Origin of the sequence: Kitasatospora sp. NPDC059648 (assembly GCF_042734825.1) — a bacterium.
Lineage (GTDB): Bacteria > Actinomycetota > Actinomycetes > Streptomycetales > Streptomycetaceae > Kitasatospora.
Genome location: NZ_JBHWDU010000021.1, coordinates 60,299 through 86,934, shown reverse-complemented (window position 1 = coordinate 86,934; position 26,636 = coordinate 60,299). Strand labels below are relative to the sequence as shown.

The following is a 26,636-nucleotide window of genomic DNA, read 5'->3' as shown; positions in this document are numbered from 1 at the left end:
TGGGGCCGCCCTTTCAGGTACGGAGGAGGTTCCTTGTCCCGCATATCCACGTTGGCCGGAGCGGTCACCTGCGCGCTCGCTCTTGTCACCGGAACCGCCGTGGCCGCGTCGGCCGCGCCGTTCGACCAGGCCCCGGGTGCGGCGGCCGCCGAGGCGAAGGTCGACCCCGTCGACTGGAAGCCGTGCAACCCCGACCCGAGCAAGCCGGACCCGGGCATCTACGACTGCGCCGTCTACCCCGTGCCGCTGGACTACGACAACCCGTCCGGTGAGAAGGTCGGCATCGCGATGATGCGGCGGCGCGCGAGCGACCCGTCGAAGCGGATCGGCTCGCTGTTCCTCAACCCGGGCGGCCCCGGCGGCAGCGGCTACATGTGGGCGACCACCACCCGCTTCGGCGCCGAGGTGCAGTCCAAGTTCGACCTGGTCGGCTTCGACCCCCGCGGGGTGGCCCGGAGCAATCCGCTCAAGTGCTTCAAGACCCAGGAGGAGGCCGACGCGGTCAACAACCGCATGGTGGGCGTGCCCGTCACCAAGACCGAGGTCGACGAGACCCTGGACGCCGACCAGGACTACACCGACGCCTGCAGCAAGAACGCCGGCCCGCTGATCGAGCACATGTCGACCATCAACGTGGTGCGCGACCTCGACCGGATGCGCCGTGCCGTCGGCGACTCCCAGCTCACCTTCGCCGGCTTCTCCTACGGCACCCTGATCGGTTCGACGTACGCGAACATGTACCCGAACAAGGTGCGCGCGATCATCATCGACGGCAACGTCGACCCGAACCTGCGCCTGCACAACGGTCTGGAGTACGACCGCCAGCGGGCGGGCGGTTTCGAGCTGGCCCTGGACGAGTTCCTGAAGCGCTGCCAGGCCGCCGGCGCCCCGCGCTGCGCCTTCGGCGACGGCGACACCCGGGCCAAGTTCGACGAGCTGCGCGACCACCTGCGGACCAGCCCGATCACGCTGGCGAACGGCTCCAAGGTGACGCTGAGCAGCTTCACCAGCGAGGTCGCCAGCGCCCTGTACTCGCAGGCCAAGCTGGCTCCGCTGGCGAAGTCGCTGCAGGCCACCTACCAGGTGATGCGGAAGCCGGCCGCGGCCGCCCTACTGGCGCCGAAGGCGAACGTCCCGGACGACGAGGCCGGCCAGCTCACGGTGAACGTCCCGCGCGCGCTGCGCGAGGCCCCGGCCGACTCCGAGTACGCCGGTGACGACTCCTACATGGGCGTCAACTGCCAGGACAAGCCGTACCCGTCGAACGACCGGGTGTTCGCCAACGCCGCCCGGGCGTGGGAGAAGGAGTCGCCGACCTTCGGCCGCTACCAGGCCTTCGACGCCCCGGCCTGCGCGAGCTGGCCGGCCCCGGCCCGGGACGCCGAGCGCTTCAGCGGCCCGTGGAACAAGAAGACCTCCAACACCGTGATGGTCATCGGCAACCTCTACGACCCGGCCACCCAGTACAAGTTCGCCCAGCGGATGCAGCAGGAGCTGGGCAACGCCGTGCTGGTCAGCGTCGACTCGATCGAGCACTGCGCCGTCGGCCGCAGCACCGCGCTGAACACGATGGTCACCCGGTACCTGGTGGACGGGACCGCGCCGAAGCCGGGCCAGCTGCTGAAGCCGGACGCCGAGATCTTCCCGGCGGTCTGAGGGGTCCAGCCCCGAACGCCCGGCCGCCGAGGCCGGGGCTGTGGTGGTCGGCGTGTCCGCCGGCCACCACAGCCCTGTTCCCCGCCGCGTCCCTCGGCGCAGCGCCCGGAAGCTGCGGAGAATGCGATGGAAGATCGTCATCGAACCTCCTGTTGAGCGGATTCTTCGGAGTTGTCGTGGACGGTAGTCGACGCCACTGACAATCTCCCTCTGGACGGGGTCCTGAAGAACTCCCCGACCGGCCGAGGAAATGACGTACAGTCACATTAATTCGTAAATGAATTCACAAAGCCGAACGAGGGTGTTAGCGTGCGGCCCGCCAGGCTCTCTCGGACCTGAGAAAGTGAGGGAAGGGCATGCGAGACGAATTCTCCGGACGGACGGTCCTGCCGGGCGATCCCCGCTACCGGACGCTCAGCCAGGGCTTCAACCAGCGCTGGCACAGCAGTCCCGCCTACATCCGGCTGGTGGCGGACGACGCCGACGCGGTGGCGGAGTTGAACCGGGCGCTGGACCGCGGACTGCGCCCGACCGTGCGCGGTGGCGGGCACTGCTACGAGGGCTTCGTCGACAACGACGGGGGCGTGATCCTGGACCTCAGCACGATGCGCGGGGTGGCCGCCGGGAGGGACAAGTTCGGCCGGCCCACGTACTGCGTGGAGGGCGGCGCCACCAACTGGGAGGTCTGCACCACGCTGTTCCGGGAGCACGCCGTCACCCTTCCCGCCGGGTCCTGCTACTCGGTGGGCGCGGGCGGCCACATCTGCGGGGGAGGGTTCGGCCTCCTGTCCCGTCGGCACGGGCTCACGGTCGACCACCTCGTCCAGGTCGACGTGGTCACCGTCCGAGGCGGCCGCGCCGAGGTGACGAGGGCGAACCGGGAGGACGCGAGCGGCTCGCCCGAACAGGACCTCTTCTGGGCCCACACCGGTGGCGGGGGCGGGAACTTCGGGGTGGTGCTGCGCTACCACTTCGCGGCCGACGCACCCGAGCCACCGCCGCGGGTGTGGATCAGCAGCGTGGCCTGGCCCTGGAGCGAACTGATCGACCGCCCCGGCGACTTCGAGGCGCTGCTGACCAACTTCGGCGCTTTCCTGGCCGAACACAGCGGTCCGCGGGAGCCGGTCTACGACGGGCTGTTCGCGATCCTCAAGCTGACCCACCACTCCAACGGGAACGTCGTGCTGTTCAGCCAGTGGGACGGCGACGACCCGGCGCCCCTGGACGAGTTCGTGGCGGCGGTCGAGCAGGGGATGGCGACCCGGTCGATGGTCCAGACCCACAGCGTCACCGGGCTGTTCCTGCCGCTCCCGGAGCGGCGCCGACAACTTCCCTGGTTCCAGGCGACTATGACGCTCAATCCGTCGGGCGACAACCAGCGCGGCAAGTACAAGTCGGCCTACCACCGGGAGCCGTTCGACCGGGCGCGGATCGCCACCCTCTGGGACTGGCTGACGCGGGACGTGGAAGGGGTGGACCTCACCAAGACACTGGTGCAGATCGACTCCTACGGCTGCCGGATCAACGCCCGCCGTCCCGATGAGACCGCCGTGCCGCAGCGGGACTCGATCATGAAACTGCAGTACCAGACCTATTGGACCGACCCGGCCGAGGACGCCGGTCACCTGGCCTACCTGAGCGGGCTCTACCGGGAGATGTACCGGGAGACGGGAGGCGTCCCGGAGGTCGACACCGCGACGGACGGCGCCTACGTCAACTACCCGGACGTGGATCTGGGCACGGTCGACCAGCCCGACCCGGCGTATCCGAGGCTCTACTACAAGGAGAACTATCCACGACTGCAACGGGCGAAGGCCTACTGGGACGGAGAGGAGGTGTTCCACCATGCCCAGTCGATCCGGCCGCTCCGGGCCTGAGTCGCGACCGGCGCTGCGCTGAGCGGGGCGGCGGTCCCGCCGACCGCCCGCCCCCGCCCGGCCCGGCCGCTCCGGTCCTGCCGTCCGCCCCCGCCCGGCCGCTCCGGCCCCGCCGTCGTTACGCGGCCTGATCCGCGTCCTCGTCGACGATCCGGCCGTCGTGGAGCTCAATGACCCGGTCGGCGAGCCCCATCAGCGTCGGATCGTGGGTGGCGACGAGGACGGTGACGCCCTCGCTGTGGACCACCGCGCGTAGCAGCTCCATGATCGAGCGGCCGGTCTCGGAGTCCAGCTGGCCGGTGGGCTCGTCGGCGATGATCAGACCGGGGTCGTTGGCCAGTGCGCGGGCGATCGCGACGCGCTGCTGCTGGCCACCGGAGAGCTCGCCGGGCCGCTGGTTGGCGTGGTCGGCCAGGCCGACCAGCGCCAGCAGGGTGTGAGCGCGCTCCTCGCGCTCGGCCGGCGGAACCTTGCGCAGTCGCATCGGCACGCCGACGTTCTCGGCGGCGGTGAGCATCGGGATCAGTCCGAAGGACTGGAACACGAAGCCGATCCGCTCGCGGCGCAGGGCGAGTCGGCCGTTCTCGTCCAGCCCGCCGAGGTCGATGCCGTCCAGCGCGATACTGCCGCCGGTCGGTGCGTCCAGCCCGCCGACCAGGTTGAGCAGGGTGGTCTTGCCGGAGCCGGACCGTCCCTTGAGTGCGGTGAGTTCACCTCGCTCGACCGAGAAGCTGATGCCGCGCAGGGCGTGGACGGTCCGCTCGCCGGTGCCGAAGCTGCGTCGGAGGTCGGTCACGGCCACCATCGGGCCGGAGGCCGTCGGGGCTGTGTCGGCGGCCTGGTGTCGTGTCATGCGGCGTCCCCCTGTGGGCGGTGGATACCCGGTTCTGGACGGGTCAACGGTTGAGGTGGCTTCGTGGGTTCACCGCTCCGAGCAGAGAATTCGCGAACGGGAAGTCCCTGGTCAAGGGCCGTGCGGTGAAACCGGCGCTATGAAGTGTGCATGGCATTTCAATGGCTCGTTGCCGGCGGGGATCGTATCAATGCAAGGAATTTGCTCATTGCTTACTTGATTCGCGCAAGTCCCTTCCGTTTCCGGATCGGATCTGACAGCATCGTCCGCTATCCGGTGACCGATTGCCGGTGATCACTGCGCCGGTGTGCCCGTGAAGCCTCTATCTGTGGCCAAGATGTGCCCGGATGGCGTCGGATCGACGGGTGGGGCTGGGGCGCGACCGGGGACGTGTCCGGGGGAGGAATGTGATGCTCGGCTTCGTCGTGCGCAGGTTGCGTGGGCGACTGCCGTTGGCTGCTGCGGTCCTGTTGACGGTGTTGGTCGCGACGGCGGTGTTGACCGCGTTGGTGACGTTCAGCGGTGGTGTGGAGCGGGCGGGTCTGCGGCAGGCCCTTCAGGGGTCGGGTCATGCCCGGACGACGGTGGTGGTGACGGCTGAGCACGGCCTGGAGCAGCGGGAGAAGGACGAAGCGGCGCTGGCGTCCTACCGGGAGGGGCTGTTCGGTGGTCTGCCGGTGCGCACGGACAGTTTGTTGCGCAGTCGTTCCTATGGTCTGCCCGGGGGCGGCGACGCGGCGAGCGGCCAGAGCGGTTCCGCCAAGGTCGATCTGACGGTGTTGGCTGATCTGGATCGTGGCCGGGTCAGCTTGGTTTCCGGGGCGTGGCCGGGTGCGGTGAGTGGGCCGGTGGGGTCGGTGGTGCCGCAGGTGGCGGTGCCGCAGGCACTGTTGGCGCGGTTGGGCGTGTCCGCGGGGGCGCTGCCGGTGGATGTGCGGTTGGCGGACCGGTTCGACGGCAGGCCGCTGGGGGTGCGGGTCACGGGCGTCTACCGGGCGGTGGATCCGTCCGCGCCGTACTGGCGGATCGATCCGGTGGGCGGTCGTGAGGTCGAGGTGGGCGGGTTCGCCACCTACGGTCCGATGATGGTCGATGCGAGCGTCTTCACCACGGGTGGTCTGGCGCAGAGCGGTCGGGGTTGGCTGCTGGACGCGGATTTCGCGGGGGTGGGCCAGGACACGGTCCGAGCGGTCGGCGACCGTGCCCAGGGCCTGTCCGAGGACCTGCGCAAGAGCGCTGCCCTGAATGCGACGACCGAACTTCCTCAGGTCGTACGTGAGTTGACGCAAAGCCTGACGGTCGCCCGCTCCACGCTGCTGATCGGTGCCCTGCAGTTGGCCGTCCTGGCCGCGGCGGCGCTGCTGCTGGTGGTGCGGCTGGTCTCGGCGCGTCAGGAACGCGAGGACGAACTGCTGGCCGCCCGCGGTGCCTCCGGTGCCCGGCTGGGTGCGTTCACCGCTGTGGAGTCGGTACTGCTCGCTCTCCCGGCCGCGGTCCTGGCCCCGTTGCTCACGCCGTTGCTGGTCCGTGTCCTGGCCGGTCTCGGTCGTTCCCACCAGGTCGCCCTGGACGCCCGGGTGAGTTGGACGCTGTGGCCGGTGGCCGTGGGGTGTGCGCTGGTGTGCGTCGCGCTGGCGACCGTGCCCGGCCTGCTGCGCGGTGCCGGTGGCGCGCTGCGCCGGCGGGTGGGGCGTCGTCAGGCGGTGGTGTCGGGTGTCGCCCGCAGCGGCGGTGACCTGGCGGTTCTGGCATTGGCGGTTCTGGCGTACCAGCAGTTGGAGCAGTACGGGGGTGGGCTGTCCGTCGATGCTTCGGGCAGGCTCGGTGTCGACCTGTTGCTGGTGGCCACCCCGACGCTGGCGTTGTGTGCGGGTACTTTGGTGGTGCTGCGTGTGCTGCCGTTGGTGGCCCGGTTGGGTGCGAGGGTGGCGGCGCGGGGCAGTGGTCTCGGTCCGGCGATGGTCGGCTGGCAGCTGGCCCGTCGGCCGGCGCGGGCTACGGGGCCGGTGCTGTTGCTGGTGATGGCGGTGGCCACGGGCGTGCTCGCGCTGGGTCAGCATGCCACGTGGAGTGCTTCCCAGCGTGACCAGGCGGCGTTCGCGACCGGCGGGGGTCTGCGGATCTCCGGTTCGCATGGTGCGCTGATGGGTCAGGGCGGGCGTTACGGTGGCCTGCCGGGCGGGGACCGGCTGGTTCCGGTGGCGCGCGAGGATCAGGTGCTGCCGAACGGCACGGGGCAACTCCTCGCGCTGGACACCACCGCCCTGGCCGACCGCGTCCCGGTCCGCCCCGACCTCCTCGACGGGGCCGACCGGGCGAAGACGTTCGGCGCGCTCGCCCAGCCCGCCCCGGCCGGGGCCGCGGCAGGCGTCACCCTGCCCGGCCACCCGCTGCGGATCGACGCCGACCTCTCGATCCGGCAGGCCTTCCGCGGACAGGTCCGGCTGCCCAACACGGTGCACATGATGGCCGACGCTCCCCCCGAGGTGGCACTGCTGCTGCGGGACCGCTTCGGCTACGTCCACAAGGTGCCGTTCGCGGGCCTGCCGGTCACCGGTGACCTTCGTGCCTCGGCCCCGCTGAGCACCCTGGTCGACGCCCCGATGGGTTCCGCCGCCGCACCGCTGACCCTGGTCGGGGCGACCGTGTCCTACAGCGACCGTGCCGACGGTGAGGTCACCGTGCGCCGGCTGGCCGTCTCGGACACCGCCGACGGACCCGCGACCGACGTCGCGCTGCCGGCCGGCCTCTCCTGGACGGTCGGGCCGGGCCAGTCCGGGCCGCCGGCCACCGTCCGCTCCGAACAGGACGACGCCGAGCGGCTGTTCACCGTCGGCTACAGCGCCGTGAACGGCACCGGAGAAACCTTCCGTGCTGTTCTCAGCCCGGTCGGGGCGACTGCGCCGACCGCCTTGTCCGGCGTCGCCACCCGTGACTACCTGAAGCTCGTCGGTGGCTCGGTCGGCGGCATCGTCCGGGTGCCGTTCGCCGGGGCCGTCGTGCAGGTCAAGGTGACCGGGGTGGTCCAGGCGCTGCCGGTGGCGGGGCGTGCCGCGCTGGTCGTCGATCTGGCCACCGCCGCGCGGCTGTTGGCGGCGCAGGGCCGTTCCCTGCCCGGCCGTGCCGAGTGGTGGCTGCCCGCGACCGGCCCGGGTGACCGCACCCCCGCCCAGGCCGCGGCCGCGCTCCGGTCCGCCCCCGGCTCCCAGGACGTCCAGCTCTACGACGAGGTCGCCGAGGGCATGCTCAGCGACCCGGTGGGCGCGGCCCCGCAGAACGCGCTGATGGCCATCGCGGTCGTCACCGCCCTGCTCGCCGCGATCGGCTTCGTCGCCGCCGTGGCCGGATCCGCCCACGAACGCGCCCGCGACTCGGCCCTGCTGCTCGCCCTGGGCGCCCCGCGCAAACACGTGAGCCGCACCGTCGCGGCCGAACACGCCCTGCTCGTGGGACTCGGCGCAACCGTCGGTCTGGCCCTGGGCGCCCTGCTCGTCCACCTGATCGTGCCCTTCGTCGTCCTGACCCCCGCCGCCCGCCGGCCCATGCCCCAAGTCCTGATCGACCTGCCCGTCGGCCAGGCACTGCTGTTCGCGGCCGCGATCGCCGTCGCCCCGCTGCTGTCCGCCTTCCTGATCGGACGCCGCCGTCGAGACGTGGCCAACCGGCTGCGCCACGTGGAGGAGATGTGACCACCCAGGCCGGCACCAGCGTGCCCACCCCGGAGGGCAGCCGTGTGTCCACTCCCGAGACCGTTCACCGCCCGGCGCCCTGGGTCCGTACCCGGCTGCGGGCGAGTCCGTTGGCGGCGGTGCTGATGGCAGCGCTCGCCTTCGTCACCGTCTTCCTCGCCGCGGCCTTCCCCCGCACCGCGGACCGCGGCGCCGACGCGGCGCTCCAGGACTTCGTGACCCAGAAGGGCCTCAATCCGACCAGCCTGCAGACCACCTCCCAGACCCGGGTCCACGACAACGCCACCGAGCTCGACCGGGTGCGGCAACAGCTCACCGAGAAGACGGGACAGCAGCTGACGCTGTCCCAGCCGGGTCTGGCCTACGGCGCCCGCGCCCTGGGCGACCGCGGCATGGGCAACCCGGGGTACGCCCGGATCTCGGACGCCAACGCCCCGATGCTCAGCCTTCTCTACCTGCACGACCTGTCCGCCCGGGCCACCCTCACCGACGGCACCTGGCCGACCCCGGGCCGGGGCGACGGTCCGTTGCCGATCGTGATCAGCAAGCAGGCCGCCGAGACCATCCACATCAGACTCGGTGACGTCATCGACAACGGCGTCGAGGGCTCGGGCGCCCAGCGGAGCACCGTGGTGGTCGGCCTCTACCGGATCAACGATCCTCAGGACCCGTTCTGGGACGACCTCGGCTGCCCGGCCCGCGCCTGCCTGAACGCGGCCCCCCAGCACGAGCACTGGATGACCAGCGGTTTCGTCGACGGCAACAGCCTGGCGGCGATGGCCCGTTGGGGCTCGAACGCGGAGAACTTCTGGCGGCTGCCCGTCGACCCCGCCTCGCTGCGGGCGGACCAGCTCGACCGCACCCGCACCACGCTCAGTTCGTTCCTGACCGGTCCCGGGGCCACCGAGCTGATCGGCGCGACCGGGCGTGCGGACCTGCACACCGTCTCCGGCCTGCCCGACATCCTGACCCGGGCGGACGAGCGCTACCGGGCGGCGCTGCCGCTGAGCACGATCGGGCCCGCCGGGGTCGCGGGCGTCGCCCTCGTGGTGCTGTGCCTGGCCGCCGCCCTGACCACCGACCGGCGCGCCGCCGAGATCCAGTTGCTGCGCGCCCGTGGCGGCTCCCGAACCGGCGTGCTGCTGCGCCTGATCGGCGAGGGTGCGGCCACCGTCCTGCCAGCCGCTGCCGTCGCCACGGCCCTGGCGGTGCTGCTGCTGCCCACTCCCCGCTGGGGCCAAGCAGTGCTGGCAGGCTCGGCTGCTGCGCTGTTCGCCCTGCTGGCCTTCCCGGCCCGTGCCGCCCTGCTGTGGTCGCGCGGTAGGGCGGTCGGTGGTCGACGGCGGCTGGTCGGCGAACTGGCCGTCCTGGCGGTGACCGCCGCGGCCGTCGCGGAGGTCCGCCGCCGTGGTGTCGGTACCGGTGGCGGGCTGGATCCGCTGCTGGTGGCCGCGCCGTTGCTGCTCGCCGTCACCGGCGGGCTGCTGCTGGCCCGGGTCGAACCGCTGCTGGTCGGCCGGCTGGCCCGGCTGGCCGGACGGGGACGCGGCCTGATCGCCTTCCTCGGCCTGGCCCGGGCCGCCCGGGACAGCTCGGGGCGCCGCAAGCCCTCCGTACTGCCGCTGCTCGCCCTGCTGATCGCCGTCACCACGACCGGTTTCGGCGCCACCGTCCTCGACACCGTCGACCACGTGCGCACCCGCGCCGCGCGCATCGCCACCGGCGGGGACATCGGCGTCTCCCTCCCCGCCTACGCCACCCTGCCCGAGTCCCTCGCCGAGACCGCTGCCGCACTGCCGGGCGTCCGGGCCTCGACCGGGGCCTGGGTCGAGCCCAAGGCCCGTTTCGTCGGCGCCGACCAGGACTACACCGAGGCCTACCTCGTGGTGGTCGATCCGGCGGCGTACGCGGAGATCGCCCGCACCCTCGGGGTCGGCGGGTTCGACCCGGCGAAGCTCGCCGCGGCCCCCGGCGGCCGGGACACCCCGGTGCCCGCCCTTTTCAGCCGCGACCTGGCCAAGCGTCTGACCGCCGGCCCGGCCGAGGTGCGAACGCCCAACGGGAACGCCCTGCGCACCACGGTCGCCGGGACCATCGGCGCGACTCCCGCCCTGCCGGACCCGGGCAAGCCGTTCGTCGTGGTGGCCGCGGGCCCGGCCTGGGAACGCCTGCCGGAGGTCAAGCGGATCAACACGTGGTTCGCCGTCGGTGACATCGATCCCGAGCAGGTCAGGTCGGCCCTGCGGGACAACGGCGGGGGCCAGCCGACCGGGATGGCGGCACTCGTCGCCGAGGACGCGGCGGCTGCGGGCAGGGCCACTCATGGTCTGCCTGCCGGGTACACCGTGCACAGCAGTGGGGAGACCGCGGCCGCGCTCGCGGACGACCCGTTGCAGCGCGCCGCCGGACGGCTGTTCTGGTACGCGGCCGCCGCCGGTGCCGGGTTCGCCCTGCTCGCCGTCCTGCTGACGCTCCTGCGGGCCGCACCCGAACGCACCGCCGTCCTGGCCCGCCTGCGCACCATGGGCCTGCACCCCCGCCAGGGCCTGGCACTGATCACGACCGAAGCCCTGCCCCAGACCCTCACCGCCGCCCTCGGCGGCGGCCTGACCGCCCTGGCGGCCGTCGCCCTCCTCGGCGGCGCCTTCGACATCTCCACCCTCGTCGGCGCCAGGGTCGGCGACGCCATCACCCCCGCCCTGATGCCCGTCCTGCTGCCCACCGCCGGCCTGGCCCTGCTCGTCGCCCTCGCCGTGGCCGCCGAGACCCTCATCGCCGGACGCCGCCAGATCGCCACCGAACTACGCGCCGGAGAACAGGGATGACACCCCGACCGGCACCACAGGCCGCAGCGACGGCACAGACCGCCCCCCACGAGACAGGAGAGCAGCGGTGACGAGCACGTCCCAGCAGCGGCCGGTGGTGCAGGCCCCCAGCCTGAAGGAACTGCGGCAGCGGGCCCTGGCCGCCGCCTCGCCCGCGGCCCACGGGCAGGGCGCGGCGATCGTCTGCGACCGGCTGGTGAGGATCTTCAGCGCCGAGGGGATCGAGGTCCAGGCCCTCCAGGGGCTGGAGCTGACCATCCAGCAGGGCGACCTGGTCGCCCTGGTCGGTGCCTCCGGCAGCGGCAAGTCGACCCTGCTGACCATCCTGGCCGGGCTGGACGTGCCCACCGCAGGCACCGCGAGCGTTGCGGGCTGCGACCTGCTGGAGATGTCCGCCAAGGAGCGTCTTCGCTACCGCCGTGAGGTCGTGGGGTTCATCTGGCAGCAGACCGCCCGCAACCTGCTGCCCTTCCTGACCGCCGCCGAGAACATCGCCCTGCCCATGCAACTGCGCGGACGCCGCACGGCGGCCGGCCCGAAGGCACAGGCCGCCCGCGTGGCCGAACTGATGGACGCCCTGGAGATCGGCGGCCTCGCCCACCGCCGCCCCAGCGAACTCTCCGGCGGCCAGCAGCAACGCGTGGCCATCGCCGTGGCCATGGCCAACAACCCGCCCGTCCTGCTCGCGGACGAGCCCACCGGCGAACTCGACTCCGAGACCGCCGGCGTCATCTTCGAGTCCTTCCGCACCGTCAACCGCGAACTGGGCACCACCGTCGTCATCGTCACCCACGACCCCATGGTCGCAAGCGAGGTCCGCCGCACCGTCGCCATCCGCGACGGACGCACCAGCAGCGAAGTCCTGCGCCGCACCGTCACCGACGAACACGGCGAGGAGACCGTCAACGAACGCGAGTACGTCATGCTCGACCGCACCGGACGCGTCCAACTTCCCGTCAAATTCCTCGAAGCACTCGGCATGGAACACCGCGTCGCCGTCGACCTCGCAACCGACCACATCGAAGTCCGCCGCGACGACCACGTGGAAGGCTGACCGGCCTCAGCCGTCGCCGCCCATCCGCGGGAAGAGGCCGCTGCCCTCGGCGTCCTTCCGGAGGTCGGGCGGGGCGGTCCCGACGGCGTGCTCGCCGCGGGAAGGAGCGGTGAAGCGGGCGAAGACGAGCAGGGCACCGGCCGCCAGGGCCAGGATGCCCACCGCGGTCAGGATGCGTAGCCAGGTCAAGGTAGTGCCTCCTGGGGACGGTGCGAGGGAGCGCCGCCGAGGTGTATCGGCAGCTCGGCCCGCACGGTCGAGTGCCCACGCTCGGTCTCTTCCCGCCGTCCGCCGCGCGACAGGTGGTCCACGCGGGCGCTCGAAGCACTGATGGGGCGCGTCACACCACCTTGCGCGCCCCCAGTGCGGCGGCGGGCCGCCCGATCCGTTCCCCGGCCAGGGCGCGGAGCGCCGGCAGGTCGGGCTTGCCGAGCCCGTTCAGCGGGATCGCCGGGAGGATCAGCACGGTGTCGGGGGCGCACCGGGCATCCCCGTGCTCCCGCGCCCAGCGACGCAGTTGCTCCGCCGTCACCCGTGCGCCCGGCCCGACGGCGACCGCGGCGTGCACGCGCTCCAGGCGATCCGGGTCGGAGCCGGCGAACATCACCGCCTCGCGGACGTCCGGGTGGCTCCGCAGCGGCTCCTCGACCTCGTGAGGGAACACGTTGTGCCCCTCTACGATCGCCATCTGGTTCCGTCGGCCCGCCACCGTCAGATAGCCGGCCGCATCCAGACTCCCCAGATCACCGGTGTGCAGCCAGCCGTCCCGCAGCACCCGGGCGGTCAGCTCCGGGTCGCGCCAGTAACCGGCCATCGCGGTCGGCGTGCGGACGCAGATCTCCCCGGTACGGCCGGGCGGGAGCGGCGCGCCCTCATCGTCCAGGATCCGCACCCCGGTGTCCGGGTACGGGCGCCCGGCGGTGGTCAGCAGCCTCGGGTCCAGGTGCTCGTCGGGGCTCAGCCGCGAGATCGGCCCGGTCTCGGTGAGGCTGTACGTCTGGTGCAGGACCCGGCCCAGCCGCCGGGTCGCCTCGGCCAGCCGGCGCGGCGACGGCGCGCAGCCGGTGTAGCCGACCCGGCGCAGACTGCCGGTGTCGGCCGTGGCCAGCAGCGGGTGGTCCAGCAGCCGGTAGAGCAGATGCGGCGGCAGGTACAGCCGGGAGACCCGGTGCCGCTCGACGGCCGCGAGCACCTCCTCCGCGGCGAAGTCGTCCTGCAGCACCACGGTGCCGCCCGCCGCCAGGGCGAAGTCGGCGGTGGTGCCGCCGCCGTGGCACAGCGGGGTGCAGAGCAGGAAGCACGCCCCCGACAGCAGGGCGGGTCGGGCCGGACGGGCGAAGCGGCGCAGTACGCCCTTCGGACGCCCGGTGGTGCCGCTGGTGAAGCGTACGGCCATCACGTCCTCGGGGCGGTACCGCGGCTCCAGCGGGGCGGGGGAGCACGCCCGGGCGAGCTCCGGCAGATCCGCGCCGGGGGGCGCCCCACCGGGCACGGCCGGGCCGAGGGCGAAGAGGCCCGCGGCCGGCAGCGCCCGGGCCACAGCCCCGGCAGCCGGACCGCACCGGAGCGGGTCGAAGACGAGCGCCGAGGTCTGCGCGAACTCCGCCAGCGCCACCAGGTCGGCGATCGGGCTCTCCGGGTACGGCATCGCCACCCGGCCGCCCAGCAGGTTGGCGGCCAGCCGCACCAGCAGTGCCCCGGGGGTGTTGCCGGCGAGCAGGGTGACCCCGTCCCCGCGCCCCAGCCCGGCCCGCTCCAGTGCGCGGGCCATCCGGTACACCGCGTCCAGGCACTCCTGGGCGGTCATCGTCACGTGCCCGTGGCGTAGTGCCACCCGCCCAGGGTCCCGCGCCAGCCCGTCCAGCACCAGCTCGGTGTACGTCCCACCAGCCTCTGTCATGCCCACCCTTCCCGCGACTGACGAGGCGTCAGCCTAGTGGGTGGGGGTGCCCCGGGTGCGCCCCCGTCGGGGTCCGGGCCCTCCGCGTGCCGGACTTGTTAGGGTCTTCGGTCGGACACGGACGGAGGAGCGGTGGGCGGCGAGGCGGAGGCGTTGGTGGTGGCACCGCGTGGGCTGGTGGACCTGCGGGGAGAGGCCGGGCCAGGGATGGTGGTGGCGTACCCGGGTGACGCCGTGGTGGTGGTGTCGGGACTGCCGGGGGCGGGCAAGAGCACGCTGCTGCGGCGCTGGGCGGCGGGCGGGGCCGTCCCGACGGTGGACCCGCGCACGGTGCACGAGGCCTGTGAGGCGGTGATGCCCGCGCGCCTCCCGTACGCGGTGTACCGGCCGTGGGCACGGCTGGAGCACTTCCGGCTGCTGCGCACCTCGGTGCGGCGGGGCGGCCCGCTTCTGGTGCACGACTGCGGCAGCCGCGCCTGGATGCGCCGCTGGCTCGCCCGGGAGGCCGGTCGGCAGGGGCGCGAACTGCACCTGGTGCTGCTCGACGTCGCTGCCGCCACCGCCCTCGACGGCCAGCGGGCGCGCGGGCGGCACGCCCCCGCCCGGGTCTTCGCCCGCCACCGCCGCGGTCTGGGCCGGTTGTCGGCGGAGTTCACCCGGCACGCGCGGTCCGGCGGGCCGGTGCCGACGCCGGAGGCGGCCTCCGTTCTGCTGCTCGACACGGTCTCCCGCGCCCGGGCGGAGGCGGTCCGTTTCGGTGGGGCGGTGTGAGGCTCAGTGGCGGCGGGCCAGGCGCTCCGCTTCCGCATGCCACCAGCCCGGAGGTGAGGGCCCGTTGGCGGCGGAGGTCGGCTGGTCGGGATGGAGCCCGAGGGGGCGCAGGGCTTCGGCGTCGATCCGCACATCGAACCAGCACTGCCAGCGGCCGCCCGGACCGATGCCGCAGGGCGCGTCCCACCGGACGGCCTCCGGCGGGAAGGGCATCCAGTCGATGCCCCGGTCACGCAGTCAAGCGCGGAGGACGGCCATCGGCGTCGGGCGCCCGGTCCGGTTCCGGTAGGCGGCGATGGTGGTCCATTCGGTCATGACGGCATGATGGCACCGAGCCGCACGAAGGTGAAGGGGGTTTCGAACGGATGACGGGCGACGAGGAACGCGCGCTCCCCACAGGGGTGTTGGCGGCCGAGCGGGTCGCCGCCCGGCTGGGGTTCGGCAAGAGCTGCACCCGGGAGGTCGGTCGGCTGCTGGCGTTCGCCGCCGCGGCCAAGCCTGGTGGGACGGTAGCGGAGAGCGGCACCGGCGCGGGGGTGGGTACGGCCTGGCTGCGCAGCGGACTCGGCCCGGGCGCGCGGTTGTTCACGGCCGAGCGGAATGGCGAACTGGCCCGGAGTTCGGCGGAGTTGTTCGCCGACGACGCCCGCGTGCGGGTGCTGCACGGGGACTGGCGGCTGCTGGAGGAGCACGCGCCGTTCGACGTGTTCTTCTGCGACGGCGGCGGCAAACGCGACGACCCCGACCGGGTGGTCGAACTGCTCGCCCCCGGCGGCCTGTTGCTCATGGACGACTTCACACCCTCGCCGCACTGGCCCCCGCGCTTCGGCGGTGAGGTCGACCGGTTGCGCCTGCTTTACCTTGCGCACCCCGGCCTGGAGGCCACCGAGGTGCTGACCGCACCGGGCAGTGCGGCCGTCCTGGCCGTACGGAGGGCGTGAGCGCATGGTGACGATCGGGACGCCCCGCCTGGTGCTGCGACGCTGGCGCGAACACGACGTACCGGCGATGGCGGCCGTCAACGCCGACCCCGAGGTGATGCGCTGGATCGGCGACGGGCGGGTCCAGACCCTGGAGGAGACCCGCCGGGCCGTCGAGCGGATCGAACGGACCTGGGACACCGCGGGCTTCGGCCTGTTCGCGGTGGAGCTGCGGGAGACCGGTGAACTCGCCGGCTTCACAGGTCTGGCGGTGCCCCTGCTCCTCCCCGAGGTGCTGCCCGCGGTCGAGATCGGCTGGCGGCTCGGCCGTGCCTTCTGGGGCCGCGGCATCGCCACCGAGGCGGCGACGGCGGTGCTGCGGTTCGGCTTCGAGACCTGTGGTCTGGACCGGATCATCAGCATCGCCCGGATCGGCAACACCGCCTCCGAGCGCGTGATGGCCAAGCTCGGACTGCGGCCCGAACGGGAGACCACCGTCCCCGGCAACGGCACCGCCGTCCGCGTCCACGAACTGACCCGCTCCGACTACCCGGCCCGCCTCCGGCCCTGACCGGGAAAACCGTTCGCGCCGCGTGCGGGACGCCTCCTAGGCTCGGCGAACCGAAGAGCGAACACGGGGAGCACGCGCCACATGAGCAGGGCCGAGGCCGTACGGGCCGCCAACGCGCTGGGGGAGCGCTGGGTCGAGCAGGCGGACCCGAGGCAGGGGACGGTCCTGATGCCGGCCGGTGTCTGGCCGCTGTTGGCGCTGCTGGCCCCGGCCGGAAGCGCGGCCGTCCAGGGCGAGTTGGCGCAGGCGCTCGGGGTGCCGGTCGCGGCCGCCGCCGCGCGCGCCCGTGACCTGCTCGGCCTGCTCCGGGACATCCCGGCGGTGCGGTCCGCGCTCGGTGTCTGGAGCGACGACCGGCTGCGGCTGAGCCCGGAGTGGCTGGCCTCCGTCCCGGCGGACCTGGTCGGCCGGCTGACGGGCGACGCGGAGCGGGACCGTGCGCTGCTGGACGCCTGGGCGGTCGAACGTACGGGCGGCCAGATCGGGGAGATGCCGGTCGAACTGGACTCGAACACCCGCCTGGTGCTGGCCGCGGCGCTCACCGTCCGGACGGAGTGGATCAAGCCGTTCACGGACTACGGCGCCTTCCGGCAGGACGGCACGGACGGTTGGGGCCGGGCCGTCCACCACCTGACCCGGGCGACGTCCCTGGTGGACCGCGCCGCCCTGCTGGAGACGCCCGCCGGGCCGGTGACCGAGTTGCGGGTGCTCGGGTACGGCGACATCAGCGTCCATCTGCTGCTCGGCGAGTCCGACGCCGCACCCGGCGAGGTGTTGTCCACCGGGATCGGGGTGCTCTCGCAGCGGTGCCGCCGGACCGCCGCCGACCGGCTGCCCTTCGGCGCCGCCGGTCCCGGGCTGACGGTCGAGGCGGTGCGGTGCTACGAGCCGGAGGACCGCCTGTTCGTGAGCGTCCCGAAGTTCACCGTCGAGGCCGACCACGACCTGCTCGCCCGCCGCGGGACCTTCGGACTGGAGACGCTCGCCACCCCGTCCGCGGTCGAGGACCGGCTGCCCGGCCTCTCGGACGGTGATCCGCCACTGTTCGTCAACAGCGCGCGCCAGAAGGCCACCGCGTCCTTCTCCGCCCGCGGGTTCCGGGCCGCCTCGGTGACGGCCGTGGGGATCGCGGCCAGCGGCGCGGGAAGCACCCGGAAACCGCCCTACCTCCAGCGCTTCGTCGGTGTGCACTTCAACCGCCCGTTCGGCTTCCTGGCCGTCCACCGGCTCTCCGGGCTGGTCCTGGCAGCCGGCTGGGTCACCGCGCCGGACCCGGGCGCGGACCCGTGGGCGAGCCTTCTGGACGGGCCGGACGAGGACTGACGGGGCGTGCCCGGCTCGGGCGGCCGGAGTGCGGAAAACCGGGTAGCGCAGCGTGATCGCCCCCGGTGGCGTACGCGCACTGCGAGACTGGGGGGAGCAGAGTCCGTCAGGGAGAGAGGTCACACCCCGCATGCCCAGCAGCGCTGCCGTCGACAACCCTTGGTTCCGCAGGTTCAGCCCGTCCGACTTCGCTCCCGCCCGGATCGTGATCTTCCCGCACGCCGGCGGATCGGCGAGCTACTACATGGAGTACGCCAAGGCGCTCGCGCCGTACGCCGACGTGCTGGCGGTTCAGTACCCGGGTCGGCAGAACCGCTTCGCGGAGCCCACGATCGACTCGGTTCCGGAACTCGCCGGGCAGATCTACGGGCAGCTGCGGCCGTGGGTGGACCGCCCGATCGTCTTCTTCGGGCACAGCATGGGTTCGGCGGTCGCCTTCGAGGTCGCCCGGTGCTTCACCCGCGACGGCCTGGCGGGGCCGGAGCGGCTGTTCGTGTCCGCGGGCCGGGCGCCCTCGCTGCCCCGGGACACCGCCGTCCACAAGCTGCCGGACGACCGCCTGCTGGAGGAGGTCATCCGGCTGGGCGGGACGGACGAGCGGATCCTCGACGTGCCGGCCCTGCGCGAGCTGATCATGCCGGCGCTGCGCGCCGACTACACCGCCATCGAGACCTACCGGGCCGCGCCGGACGCCGTCGTCCCGCAGCCGATCACCGCCCTGGTGGGGGAGGCGGACGCCAACGCCACGGTCGAGCAGGCCGCCCAGTGGGAGCGGCACACCAGCGGCGGCTTCAGCCTCCGGGTCTTCCCGGGCGGGCACTTCTACGTGGCGGAGCAGATCGACGCCGTGGTGAGGCTGCTCACCGCGCACCTGCACGGCTGAGCCTCCGGTCCGCCCGCTGCCCCCGGTGAACGGTCCGGGGGCGGCGGGCGGTGACGCCCAGCCGGACGCCCGGGAGGGTCAGGTGGTGTAGTCGGCGTTGAGCTTCACGTACTCCTCGGTGAGGTCGCAGCCGTACACCGTGAACGCGCCGTCGGCGATGCCCAGGTCGATCCGGATGACCACCTCGTCGCCGCCCAGGTACGCGCGGGCCCGGTCGAGCAGTGCTTCGCCCGGCTCCTCGGGGTACATCGGGAGGTCGTCGAAGCGGATGCTGACGGCCGCCGGGTCGATGTCGGTCTCGTCCTCCAGCTTGCCGATGGCCATGGTGACGCGGCCCCAGTTCGGGTCGGCGCCGTGCACGGCCGCCTTGACCAGCGGCGAGTTGACCACGCTCTTGCCGACGCGCTTGGCCTGGGCCGCGTCCCGGGCTCCGGTGACCCGCACCTCGATCAGTTTGGAGGCGCCCTCGCCGTCCGAGGCGATCTCCCGTACGAGGTGCAGCGCGCACTCGTACAGCGCCTGTTCGAAGGCGGGGAGGTCGACCGCTCCAGCGAGCCCGTTGGCGAAGATCGCGGCGGTGTCACTGGTGGAGGTGTCGGTGTCGATGCTCAGCGCGTTGAACGTCCGGTCCATCACCCGGCGGAAGAGGGCGTCGAGTTCGGTGGCCGGGATGTCGGCGTCGGTGAAGAAGAAGGTCAGCAGCGTCGCCATGTCGGGCTCGATCATGCCCACGCCCTTGGCGATGCCGACGAGCGCGGCGTCGCCGCAGCGCACGTGGAGGTACTTGGGGCGGGTGTCGGTGGTCATGATCGCCCGGGCCGCGGCCGCGTAGTCGGCCTCCGGGAACGGCCAGGACATCGCGTCGAGCCCGGCCCGGATGCCGTCCATGGGGTAGGGGCGCCCGATCACCCCGGTGGAGCCGATGACCAGCTCCTCCGGGGCGATGCCGGCGATCTCGGCGACCCGGCGGCGGACCTCCGCGGCGTTCTCCGCACCGGTGCGGCCGGTGGCGACGTTGGCGTTGCGGGACAGCACGACCATCCCGCGGCTGCGCTGGAGCGCGGCCGCCTCGCGGCTGAGCACGACACTGGGGCCGGCGAAGCGCGAGCGGGTGAAGACGGCCGCGGACCGGCACGGGACCTCGGAGACGACCGCCGCGAAGTCGTCCTCGACGTCCTTGAGGCCCATGTTGGTGGTGACGGCCCGGAAGCCCCGGGGCACAGCAGGCTGCATGGTCGATCGTTCCCTCTCCGAACGGGTCCCGGCCCGGGCCGCGCCGAGCGGCCGAACCGTGGCAAGTGATGAATGGATTTGCGGAGATCTGAATATATCAATCATTGCAGCCGGGTCGGCGTGGATTCAAATGGCGGTCAGTACGGGCCAAGTGGAGGGCCAGCGCCACCCCTCGCATCGTCCGAAGTGCATGAGTATGCGGACGGCCGCAAACGCGCCGACCACGGCCGCCCGGGCGACGCGCGCCGGATCCCTCCCACCCGGCCCCTGCCCGCGGCCCGGCGGCTGGGCTACTGTGCCGCTTGACGCGCCGTGTCCGGGCAGCCGACGGACCGTCAGCAGACCACCGGGAGGCCACGCATGCGCCGTATCGCCGTCGTCGGAGCGGGCCAGGCCGGCCTGCAGCTCGCGCTCGGGCTCCTGGCCGACGGGTACGAGGTGACGCTGGTCGCCGAGCGCACCCCGGAGCAGGTGCGGGGCGGGCGGGTGCTGTCCACCCAGGCGATGTTCGGCCCGGCGCTGCGGATCGAGGCGGCGGCCGGGCTGGATCTGTGGGCGGACGAGACCCCGTCGGTGGCCTCGGTCGACGCGGTGCTCGTGGCGCCGCCGGCCACCCGCGTGCTGGAGTTCACCATGACCCTGGACGAGCCCGGCCGCTCGGTCGACCAGCGGGTCAAGCTGTCCCGCTGGCTGGAACTGCTCGCCGAGCGCGGCGGCCGGGTCGAGTACCGCTCGCTGGACCGGGCCGGGCTGCACGCGCTGGCCCGGCGGCACGAGCTGACCGTGGTCGCGGCCGGGCGCGGCGAGCTGGCCGGGATCTTCGAACGGAACGCCGCCCGCTCGCCCTTCGACCGGCCGCAGCGCGCGCTGTCCTGCCTGTACGCGCACGGCGTCGGCTCGCCCGACCCGGCAGCCGGGCCCCGTGCCCGGATGCACGCCCTGCCGGGCCTGGGCGAGCTCTACCTCCAGCCCGCCCTGACCCGCTCCGGCCCCTGTGACATCCTGCTCTGGGAGGCGCTGCCCGGCAGCCCGTTGGACGCCTTCGGCGACGGACCCGAGGTCGGCGTCCAACTCGACCGGATCCGCGCCCTGTTGGCCGAGTACCTGCCCTGGGAGGCGGAGCACTGGCGGGACGCCGAGCCGACCGACGCCGGGGCCGGGCTCCGGGGCGCGGTGACCCCGACGGTCCGCCGCCCGGTGGCGGAACTGGGCTCGGGCGTCGACGCCGTGCACGTCCTGGGCCTGGGCGACGCGGTGGTGGTCAACGACCCGATCACCGGCCAGGGCGCCAACGGCGCCGCCCGCGCGGCGGACGCCTACCGGCAGGCGGTCCGCGAGCACGGCGACGCCCCGTTCACGGCGGACTGGATGTGTCGCACCGCCGAGCGGTTCTGGCAGCGACACGCCCGCCACACCGTCGAGTTCACGACCGCCATGCTGACCATGCCGGACCACCTCCAGGCTGTCTTCGCGGCCGCCGCCCAGTACCCGGCGGTCGCCCGCCGGCTCGCCAACACCTACGCCGAACCGAGCGACCACGCCGCCTGGCTGGCCACGCCCGAGCTGACCTCCGCCTACCTCTCCTCGATCGGGCGGTAGGTGTTCTGTCCGGCGGATGTCGCCGGGCGCGACGCGCCCGGCGACATCCGCCGGACAGGCCCAAGAACCCCACGCCCCCGGGCCCCACTTGCCCCCGGCCCGCCCCCGGACGACGCTGGAGGAAGGACGGCAACGCGTGCGGGAGGCGTCGCTCGTGGACGGTCGTGAGCCCGCGCCGCGGTCCGACCGCGGCCACCGGAGTGTGCCGCACACGGCGGACCTGCGGGTGGAGGCATGGGCGCCGACGGCCGAGGGCTGCATCGGCGAACTGGTGCACGCCGTCGTCGGCAGCTTCGCCGACCTGTCCGGCGCCCGGATCAGCGGTGAGCGCGCCTGCACCGTGCTCGCCGCGAGCGACCCGGACCTGCTCGCGGGCGTGCTGGAGGAGGTCATCTACCGGATGGACGCCGACGGCGAGCTGCCCGTCTCGCTCACTCTCGGGCCGGTCCGCGGCCTGGACGGCGCCCGCAGCGTCGAGGTGCGCTTCCGGATGGCCGACACCTCGACCGCCGCCCTGGTCGGCGCCGTGCCGAAGGCCGTCGCGCTGTACGGCCTGGAACTGGGCGAAGGGCCGGGCGGCTGGACCTGCGCCGCCACCGTGGACGTCTGAGGCGCGCGCCGAGCGAGCGGGGTGAGCGAGGTGGAGATCGTACTGGCCGAGGCGGGCCGCCACCGCTGGCGGATCGAGCCGCGCCCGCCGATGCGGGTGCCGGGCGTGGTCTTCGCGAACGGCGCGCTGCTACCGCAGGCCGCCGGGGACCGCGCGCTGGAGCAGGTCGCCAACGTGGCGACGCTGCCGGGGATCGTCCGCGCCTCCTACGCGATGCCCGACGTGCACTGGGGCTACGGCTTCCCGATCGGCGGGGTCGCCGCCACCGACGTCGAGCGGGGCGGGGTGGTCTCGCCGGGCGGGGTCGGCTTCGACATCTCCTGCGGGGTCCGGCTGCTGGCCGCCGGGGTGGGGCGGGAGGAGCTCGACCCCGAACGGATCCGCCGCCTGATGGACCTGCTGGACCGCACGGTCCCGCGCGGTCTGGGCCGCGGCGGGCTGTGGCACCTGTCCGGGCCGGAGGAACTGGACGAGCTGCTGCTCGGCGGCGCCCGCTACGCCGTCGAGCACGGCCACGGCGTGCCGCGTGACCTGGAGCGCTGCGAGGACCGCGGGGTGCTGGCCGGCGCGGCCCCCGGCGAGGTCAGCACCCGGGCCGTCGAACGGGGCCTGCAGCAGGTCGGCAGCCTCGGTTCGGCCAACCACTTCCTGGAGGTGCAGGCCGTCGACCGGGTGCACGACCCGGAGACCGCCGCCGCCTTCGGTCTGCGGGCGGGCCAGGTCTGCGTCATGATCCACTGCGGGTCGCGCGGCCTCGGCCACCAGATCTGCACCGACCACGTCCGCGCCATGGACCGCGAACTGCACCGCTACCGGATCGAACTCCCTGACCGCCAACTGGCCTGCACCCCGGTCGACTCCGCGCGCGGCCGCGCCTACCTCGGCGCCATGACCGCCGCGGCCAACTACGGGCGGGCGAACCGGCAGCTGCTCTCCGAAGCCGCCCGGCGGGCCTTCGCCACCGCTCTCGGCGTGGGACTGGAGCTGGTCTACGACGTCTCGCACAACCTCGCCAAGCTGGAGACCCACGAGGTGGACGGCGAGGCGCGGAAGCTGTGCGTCCACCGCAAGGGCGCCACCCGCGCCCTGCCGCCCGGCGACCCGGACCTTCCCGCCGACCTGGCCGCGGCCGGGCAGCCGGTGCTGGTGCCGGGGACGATGGGCACCGCCTCGTACGTCATGGTCGGCCTGCCCGGCAACGAGGCCTTCCGCTCCGCCTGCCACGGCGCCGGGCGGGTGTGGAGCCGCCACCAGGCGCTGCGCACGGTGCGCGGCGAACACCTGAGGGGCGAACTGGAGGCGCGCGGCATCGCCGTGCGGCCCGCCTCGATGCGGGCCCTGGCCGAGGAGACGCCCGAGGCGTACAAGGACGTGGACGCGGTGGCCGCCGTCACCGAGGCCGCCGGGCTGGCCCGGCAAGTCGCCCGGCTGGTCCCGCTGGGGGTCTGCAAGGGATGAGCGGGGACGAGCGGCTGAGCCGGTGAGCGGGAGGAGACGGGCATGCCGGGCAGCACGGCCGGGCCGGTGATCGAGCTGCGCGCGCTCACCAAGCGCTACGGCAGCACGGTCGGCATCGAGGACCTCGACGTCACGGTCGAGGCCGGCGAGGTGTTCGGACTGCTCGGCCCCAACGGCGCCGGCAAGACCACCACCCTGCGCTGCCTGGTCGGCCTGCTCGGCCCCAGCGGGGGCCGGGTGCGGGTGCTCGGCCTGGACCCGGTGGCCGACCACGCCCGGCTCGCCCCCGCGCTCGGCTACCTGCCCGGCGAGCTGCGCCTCTATCCCGAGCTCACCGGACAGCAGACCCTCGACCTCCTCGCCGCCCTCCAGGGCGCCCCGGTGCCCCGTCAGCGCGAACTGTGCGAACGGCTGAGGCTCACCCCGGCCGAGCTGGCCCGCCCGGTGGGGCAGTACTCGCGCGGCATGAAGCAGAAGCTGGGGCTGGTCCAGTCGCTCCAGCACCGGCCCGCCGTGGTGGTGCTGGACGAACCCAGCGAGGGCCTGGACCCGCTGCTCCAGGAGACCTTCTTCGAACTGCTCGCCGAGGAGACCGCCACCGGGCGCACCGTGCTGCTCTCCAGCCACGTGCTGCCGGAGGTGCAGCGCACCTGCGGCCGGGTCGCGATCGTGCGCCGGGGCCGGCTGGTGACCGTGCGCTCGGTGGCCGAGCTGCGCCGGGCCCGGGGCCGCCGGGTGCGTCTGGTGTTCGAGGACGGCCGGGGCGCCCGGCCGCTCGGGGCCGCCGAGCGGTGGTCCCCGCGCTGGGAGGGTCGGCGGGTGGAGCTCCTGGTGCCGCCGGACGAGGTCGTCCCGGCCGTGCGGGGCCTGCTGGCCGGATTCCCGGTGGCCGACCTGACGGTCGAGGAGGCGGGCCTGGACGAGGCCTTCCTCGACCTCTACCGCTCCGACGGGCAGGAGGAGCGGCCGTGACCCCGGGCACCGCCAGCCGCCGCCTCCCGCTGGTCTGGCTCGCCCTGCACCGGCGGCGCCGGATGCTGCTCGCCCTGCTGACCGCCATGGTGGTCTTCGAGACCCTGATCGTGGTGATCGCCGGAACCGTCCCGACCGGTGAGCTGTTCGGCGCCCGCCGCACCCCGCCCGGCGCGTTGAGGGCCTTCAGCGGCTCCAACGGCGACGTCTCGATCGCCAGCTACCCCGGCCTGCTGGGGGCCGGGCTCACCCACCCGGTCTGGATCGCCCTCCAGCTGACCGTGATCGGCTCGCTGGGCGCCGCCGCCGTCGCGGCCGACGTCGAGTCCGGCACCATCGAGCTGCTGATGACCCGTCCGGTCTCGCGGCGGCGCCTGCTCGCCGAACGGGCCGGCGCGCTGATCGCGGCCTCGGTGCTGCTCAACGCCGCCGCAACGCTGGCCGTCGCGCTCGGGGTGGCGTTCTCCCCGAAGCTGCGCGAGGCCGTTCCGGAAGGTGGGGTGCTCACCGCCGGGCTGCTGGGCTGCGCCCTCACGTTCTGCCTGATCGGGCCGGTGCTGGCGGTGTCCGCGCTGACCCGCCGGCGGGCGCACGTGGTGGGCGCCGCCGTGGTGTTCGGCGCGGGCGGCTTCGCGCTCAACTTCATCGCGCTGGCCTGGTCCCCGGCCGAACGGCTGCGCTACCTCAGCCCGTTCCACTACTACGCGCCGGGCGACGCGCTCGCGCACGGGGGCATGCCCTGGGGTGCACTGGCGGTGCTGCTCGGGGTGGGGCTGCTCGGGCTGCTGGCGGCATTCCGGCTGCTGGAGCGACGGGACCTGGCGGTCTGACCCCGGCCCCGGGCCTCGCGCGACCAGTGCCGCCGACCCCCGGCGGCTTCCCGGTACCCCGCCCGCCTCGCACGCCCCGTGCGCAGCGCTTTCCGCGGGCCAGGGGCTCGGGCGGTTTCGCCGTTCCCCAGCGTGTCGAGCGACAACTCCCGGTGGATCGGGCCAGGGTGGGCGGGACCTGACCGCCCGCCCCGAGACCGAGGCACCGCGATGCACCGTGACCTGGCGCCCGGAGCCGCCCCACCGGCCGGGCGCTCCGACCCCCGCCGCGGGCTCCCGCGCACCGACACCGTACTGGCCGACCCCCGGCTCGCCGACGCCGCCGAGCGCCTCGGGCGTCCACTCGTCAAGGCGGCCGTCGTCGAGGCCCAGGAGCGGGCCAGGCGCGGGGAGATCCCACCGGCCGACATCACCGAGGAGGCCGTCCGGGCGCTTCCGCCGACGGCCTCCGCGCTGCGCCCGGTGCTCAACGCCACCGGGGTGCTGCTGCACACCAACCTCGGCCGGGCCGCCCTCTCCGAGGCGGCCCGGCAGGCGGTGCTGGCCGCCGCCGGCGCCACGGACGTCGAGTTCGACCTCGCCTCCGGCGACCGGGCCCCGCGCGGCCGTTCGACCGTACGGGCCCTGCTCGACCGCGTTCCCGCCGCGCAGGCCGCGCACGTGGTGAACAACGGCGCCGCCGCCCTGGTCCTGGCCGCCACCGCGCTCGCCCGGGGGCGCGAGATCATCGTCAGCAGGGGCGAACTGGTCGAGATCGGCGACGGCTTCCGCCTGCCGGACCTGCTCGCATCGACGGGCGCGCGGCTGCGCGAGGTCGGCACGACCAACCGGACGACCACCGCCGACTACGCCGCCGCCGTCGGGGAGGCCACCGGCTTCATCCTCAGGGTCCACCCGTCGAACTTCCGCATCACCGGCTTCACCGGCACCCCCGGCCTTGCCGAACTCGCCGAGCTCGGACCGCCGTTGGTCGCCGACATCGGCTCGGGCCTGCTCCGGTGCGAGCCGCTGCTGCCGGACGAGCCGGACGCCGAGGGCTGGCTGCGGGCTGGCGCGGACCTGGTCACCGCCAGCGGGGACAAACTGCTCGGCGGCCCGCAGTGCGGCCTGCTGCTGGGCCGCGCCGACCTCGTTCGCACCCTCGCCCGGCACCCGCTGGCCCGCGCCCTGCGGGTCGACAAGCTGACCCTGGCCGCACTGGAGGCCACCCTCAACTCGCCTGCCACGCCCACGCGTTCCGCCCTGCACGCCGAGGCGGGGGAACTGCGCGAGCGGGCCGGGCGACTGGCCGCGACGCTGGCGGCCGAGGGCATCCCGGCCCGGGCGGTCGACAGTCCGGCCATCGTCGGCGGCGGCGGGGCCCCCGGGGTGGTCCTGCCCAGCGCGGCCGTGGCCCTGCCCGAGGCGTACGCCGCCCCGCTCCGGCAGGGGCCGACACCGGTGGTCGGCCGGACCGCCGACGGCTCCTGCCTGCTCGACCTGCGCACGGTGCCGGCGCCGGCCGACGCCGAACTCGCCGCGGCCGTCCGCCTGGCCGCCGAGGAGCTCGCCCGACCGTGAGCACGCCCGACCGTGAGCACGCCCGACCGTGAGAACGACCCCGCCCCGAGCC

At 73.8% G+C, this 26,636-nt stretch carries 21 protein-coding genes; 16 read left to right on the top strand and 5 right to left on the bottom strand.

What is annotated here, in order from left to right; all coding sequences use genetic code 11:
* Positions 1-33: 33 nt before the first annotated feature.
* Together ACFV1W_RS15815 and ACFV1W_RS15810 are read left to right on the top strand one after the other, a co-directional pair.
* Positions 34-1,656, top strand: a complete 1,623-nt coding sequence (locus ACFV1W_RS15815; protein WP_380416845.1) for an alpha/beta hydrolase — start codon at positions 34-36, stop codon at positions 1,654-1,656.
* 356 nt (positions 1,657-2,012) lie between these two features.
* Positions 2,013-3,533 (top strand): FAD-dependent oxidoreductase, encoded by a 1,521-nt coding sequence (locus ACFV1W_RS15810; protein WP_380416843.1) that lies wholly within the window; start codon positions 2,013-2,015, stop codon positions 3,531-3,533.
* Positions 3,534-3,651: 118 nt separating this feature from the next.
* Here the strand turns inward: ACFV1W_RS15810 and ACFV1W_RS15805 are convergent, their stop codons facing one another.
* Positions 3,652-4,386 carry an ABC transporter ATP-binding protein gene (locus ACFV1W_RS15805; protein ID WP_380416842.1) on the bottom strand — a complete coding sequence of 245 codons (735 nt, stop codon included), beginning with the start codon at positions 4,384-4,386 and terminating at the stop codon, positions 3,652-3,654.
* Between the two features lie 410 nt (positions 4,387-4,796).
* On the opposite strand from ACFV1W_RS15805, the gene ACFV1W_RS15800 reads away from it, so the two are divergent.
* From ACFV1W_RS15800 to ACFV1W_RS15790, 3 genes are all read left to right on the top strand, one after another.
* On the top strand, positions 4,797-8,075 hold the full coding sequence (locus tag ACFV1W_RS15800) for an FtsX-like permease family protein (protein ID WP_380416839.1): 3,279 nt from the start codon (positions 4,797-4,799) through the stop codon (positions 8,073-8,075).
* Positions 8,072-10,900, top strand: a complete 2,829-nt coding sequence (locus tag ACFV1W_RS15795; protein ID WP_380416837.1) for a hypothetical protein — start codon at positions 8,072-8,074, stop codon at positions 10,898-10,900. The genes ACFV1W_RS15800 and ACFV1W_RS15795 overlap by 4 nt, the downstream gene beginning before the upstream one ends.
* A gap of 67 nt (positions 10,901-10,967) precedes the next feature.
* A complete protein-coding gene (locus tag ACFV1W_RS15790; protein ID WP_380416835.1) occupies positions 10,968-11,954 on the top strand; it encodes an ABC transporter ATP-binding protein in 987 nt (328 codons plus the stop codon).
* Between the two features lie 6 nt (positions 11,955-11,960).
* Here ACFV1W_RS15790 and ACFV1W_RS15785 read toward each other — a convergent pair whose 3' ends face one another.
* Together ACFV1W_RS15785 and ACFV1W_RS15780 are read right to left on the bottom strand one after the other, a co-directional pair.
* Positions 11,961-12,143 carry a hypothetical protein gene (locus ACFV1W_RS15785; RefSeq protein ID WP_380416834.1) on the bottom strand — a complete coding sequence of 61 codons (183 nt, stop codon included), beginning with the start codon at positions 12,141-12,143 and terminating at the stop codon, positions 11,961-11,963.
* A 151-nt stretch (positions 12,144-12,294) separates the two neighbouring features.
* Complete coding sequence (locus ACFV1W_RS15780) at positions 12,295-13,854, bottom strand: AMP-binding protein (protein WP_380416832.1); 1,560 nt, start codon at positions 13,852-13,854, stop codon at positions 12,295-12,297.
* 132 nt (positions 13,855-13,986) lie between these two features.
* On the opposite strand from ACFV1W_RS15780, the gene ACFV1W_RS15775 reads away from it, so the two are divergent.
* Positions 13,987-14,625 (top strand): AAA family ATPase, encoded by a 639-nt coding sequence (locus ACFV1W_RS15775; RefSeq protein WP_380416829.1) that lies wholly within the window; start codon positions 13,987-13,989, stop codon positions 14,623-14,625.
* A gap of 3 nt (positions 14,626-14,628) precedes the next feature.
* Here ACFV1W_RS15775 and ACFV1W_RS15770 read toward each other — a convergent pair whose 3' ends face one another.
* Complete coding sequence (locus ACFV1W_RS15770) at positions 14,629-14,838, bottom strand: hypothetical protein (protein WP_380416827.1); 210 nt, start codon at positions 14,836-14,838, stop codon at positions 14,629-14,631.
* 152 nt (positions 14,839-14,990) lie between these two features.
* Between ACFV1W_RS15770 and ACFV1W_RS15765 the strand changes: the two genes are divergently transcribed.
* The 4 genes from ACFV1W_RS15765 (at position 14,991) to ACFV1W_RS15750 (ending at position 18,322) form a co-directional block, all read left to right on the top strand.
* Positions 14,991-15,566 carry an O-methyltransferase gene (locus ACFV1W_RS15765; RefSeq protein WP_380416825.1) on the top strand — a complete coding sequence of 192 codons (576 nt, stop codon included), beginning with the start codon at positions 14,991-14,993 and terminating at the stop codon, positions 15,564-15,566.
* Positions 15,567-15,570: 4 nt separating this feature from the next.
* A complete protein-coding gene (locus ACFV1W_RS15760) occupies positions 15,571-16,116 on the top strand; it encodes a GNAT family N-acetyltransferase (protein ID WP_380416822.1) in 546 nt (181 codons plus the stop codon).
* A gap of 81 nt (positions 16,117-16,197) precedes the next feature.
* Positions 16,198-17,439, top strand: coding sequence for a serpin family protein (locus ACFV1W_RS15755; protein ID WP_380416820.1), 1,242 nt, complete (start codon positions 16,198-16,200; stop codon positions 17,437-17,439).
* 130 nt (positions 17,440-17,569) lie between these two features.
* On the top strand, positions 17,570-18,322 hold the full coding sequence (locus ACFV1W_RS15750; RefSeq protein ID WP_380416818.1) for a thioesterase II family protein: 753 nt from the start codon (positions 17,570-17,572) through the stop codon (positions 18,320-18,322).
* Between the two features lie 78 nt (positions 18,323-18,400).
* On the opposite strand, the gene argJ is transcribed toward ACFV1W_RS15750, so the two are convergent.
* Positions 18,401-19,555: a bifunctional glutamate N-acetyltransferase/amino-acid acetyltransferase ArgJ gene (gene argJ / locus ACFV1W_RS15745; protein WP_380416816.1), complete on the bottom strand. Its 1,155-nt coding sequence runs from the start codon at positions 19,553-19,555 to the stop codon at positions 18,401-18,403.
* A gap of 360 nt (positions 19,556-19,915) precedes the next feature.
* Here argJ and ACFV1W_RS15740 point away from each other — a divergent pair, with 360 nt between their 5' ends.
* The 6 genes from ACFV1W_RS15740 (at position 19,916) to selA (ending at position 26,584) form a co-directional block, all read left to right on the top strand.
* Positions 19,916-21,154 (top strand): styrene monooxygenase/indole monooxygenase family protein, encoded by a 1,239-nt coding sequence (locus ACFV1W_RS15740; RefSeq protein WP_380416814.1) that lies wholly within the window; start codon positions 19,916-19,918, stop codon positions 21,152-21,154.
* A gap of 136 nt (positions 21,155-21,290) precedes the next feature.
* Entirely contained in the window at positions 21,291-21,764 is a 474-nt protein-coding gene (locus ACFV1W_RS15735) for an archease (RefSeq protein ID WP_380416812.1), read from the top strand.
* A 30-nt stretch (positions 21,765-21,794) separates the two neighbouring features.
* Positions 21,795-23,222, top strand: coding sequence for an RtcB family protein (locus tag ACFV1W_RS15730; RefSeq protein ID WP_380416810.1), 1,428 nt, complete (start codon positions 21,795-21,797; stop codon positions 23,220-23,222).
* 42 nt (positions 23,223-23,264) lie between these two features.
* Positions 23,265-24,194: an ABC transporter ATP-binding protein gene (locus ACFV1W_RS15725; protein WP_380416808.1), complete on the top strand. Its 930-nt coding sequence runs from the start codon at positions 23,265-23,267 to the stop codon at positions 24,192-24,194.
* Positions 24,191-25,024: an ABC transporter permease subunit gene (locus ACFV1W_RS15720; RefSeq protein ID WP_380416805.1), complete on the top strand. Its 834-nt coding sequence runs from the start codon at positions 24,191-24,193 to the stop codon at positions 25,022-25,024. Before ACFV1W_RS15725 ends, ACFV1W_RS15720 begins: the two co-directional genes overlap by 4 nt.
* A gap of 210 nt (positions 25,025-25,234) precedes the next feature.
* The gene (selA, locus tag ACFV1W_RS15715; RefSeq protein ID WP_380416803.1) at positions 25,235-26,584 is read left to right on the top strand and encodes an L-seryl-tRNA(Sec) selenium transferase; all 1,350 of its coding nucleotides are present in this window, start codon (positions 25,235-25,237) and stop codon (positions 26,582-26,584) included.
* The last annotated feature ends 52 nt before the right edge of the window (positions 26,585-26,636 follow it).

Coding starts and splice junctions, on each gene's coding strand:
- ACFV1W_RS15755 (WP_380416820.1), top strand. CDS start 16,198: ATGAGCAGGGCCGAGGCCGTACGGGCCGCCAACGCGCTGGGGGAGCGC.
- ACFV1W_RS15740 (WP_380416814.1), top strand. CDS start 19,916: ATGCGCCGTATCGCCGTCGTCGGAGCGGGCCAGGCCGGCCTGCAGCTC.
- ACFV1W_RS15810 (WP_380416843.1), top strand. CDS start 2,013: ATGCGAGACGAATTCTCCGGACGGACGGTCCTGCCGGGCGATCCCCGC.
- ACFV1W_RS15770 (WP_380416827.1), bottom strand. CDS start 14,838: ATGCCCTTCCCGCCGGAGGCCGTCCGGTGGGACGCGCCCTGCGGCATC.
- ACFV1W_RS15750 (WP_380416818.1), top strand. CDS start 17,570: ATGCCCAGCAGCGCTGCCGTCGACAACCCTTGGTTCCGCAGGTTCAGC.
- ACFV1W_RS15760 (WP_380416822.1), top strand. CDS start 15,571: ATGGTGACGATCGGGACGCCCCGCCTGGTGCTGCGACGCTGGCGCGAA.
- selA (WP_380416803.1), top strand. CDS start 25,235: ATGCACCGTGACCTGGCGCCCGGAGCCGCCCCACCGGCCGGGCGCTCC.
- argJ (WP_380416816.1), bottom strand. CDS start 19,555: ATGCAGCCTGCTGTGCCCCGGGGCTTCCGGGCCGTCACCACCAACATG.
- ACFV1W_RS15805 (WP_380416842.1), bottom strand. CDS start 4,386: ATGACACGACACCAGGCCGCCGACACAGCCCCGACGGCCTCCGGCCCG.
- ACFV1W_RS15800 (WP_380416839.1), top strand. CDS start 4,797: ATGCTCGGCTTCGTCGTGCGCAGGTTGCGTGGGCGACTGCCGTTGGCT.
- ACFV1W_RS15780 (WP_380416832.1), bottom strand. CDS start 13,854: ATGACAGAGGCTGGTGGGACGTACACCGAGCTGGTGCTGGACGGGCTG.
- ACFV1W_RS15765 (WP_380416825.1), top strand. CDS start 14,991: ATGACGGGCGACGAGGAACGCGCGCTCCCCACAGGGGTGTTGGCGGCC.
- ACFV1W_RS15725 (WP_380416808.1), top strand. CDS start 23,265: ATGCCGGGCAGCACGGCCGGGCCGGTGATCGAGCTGCGCGCGCTCACC.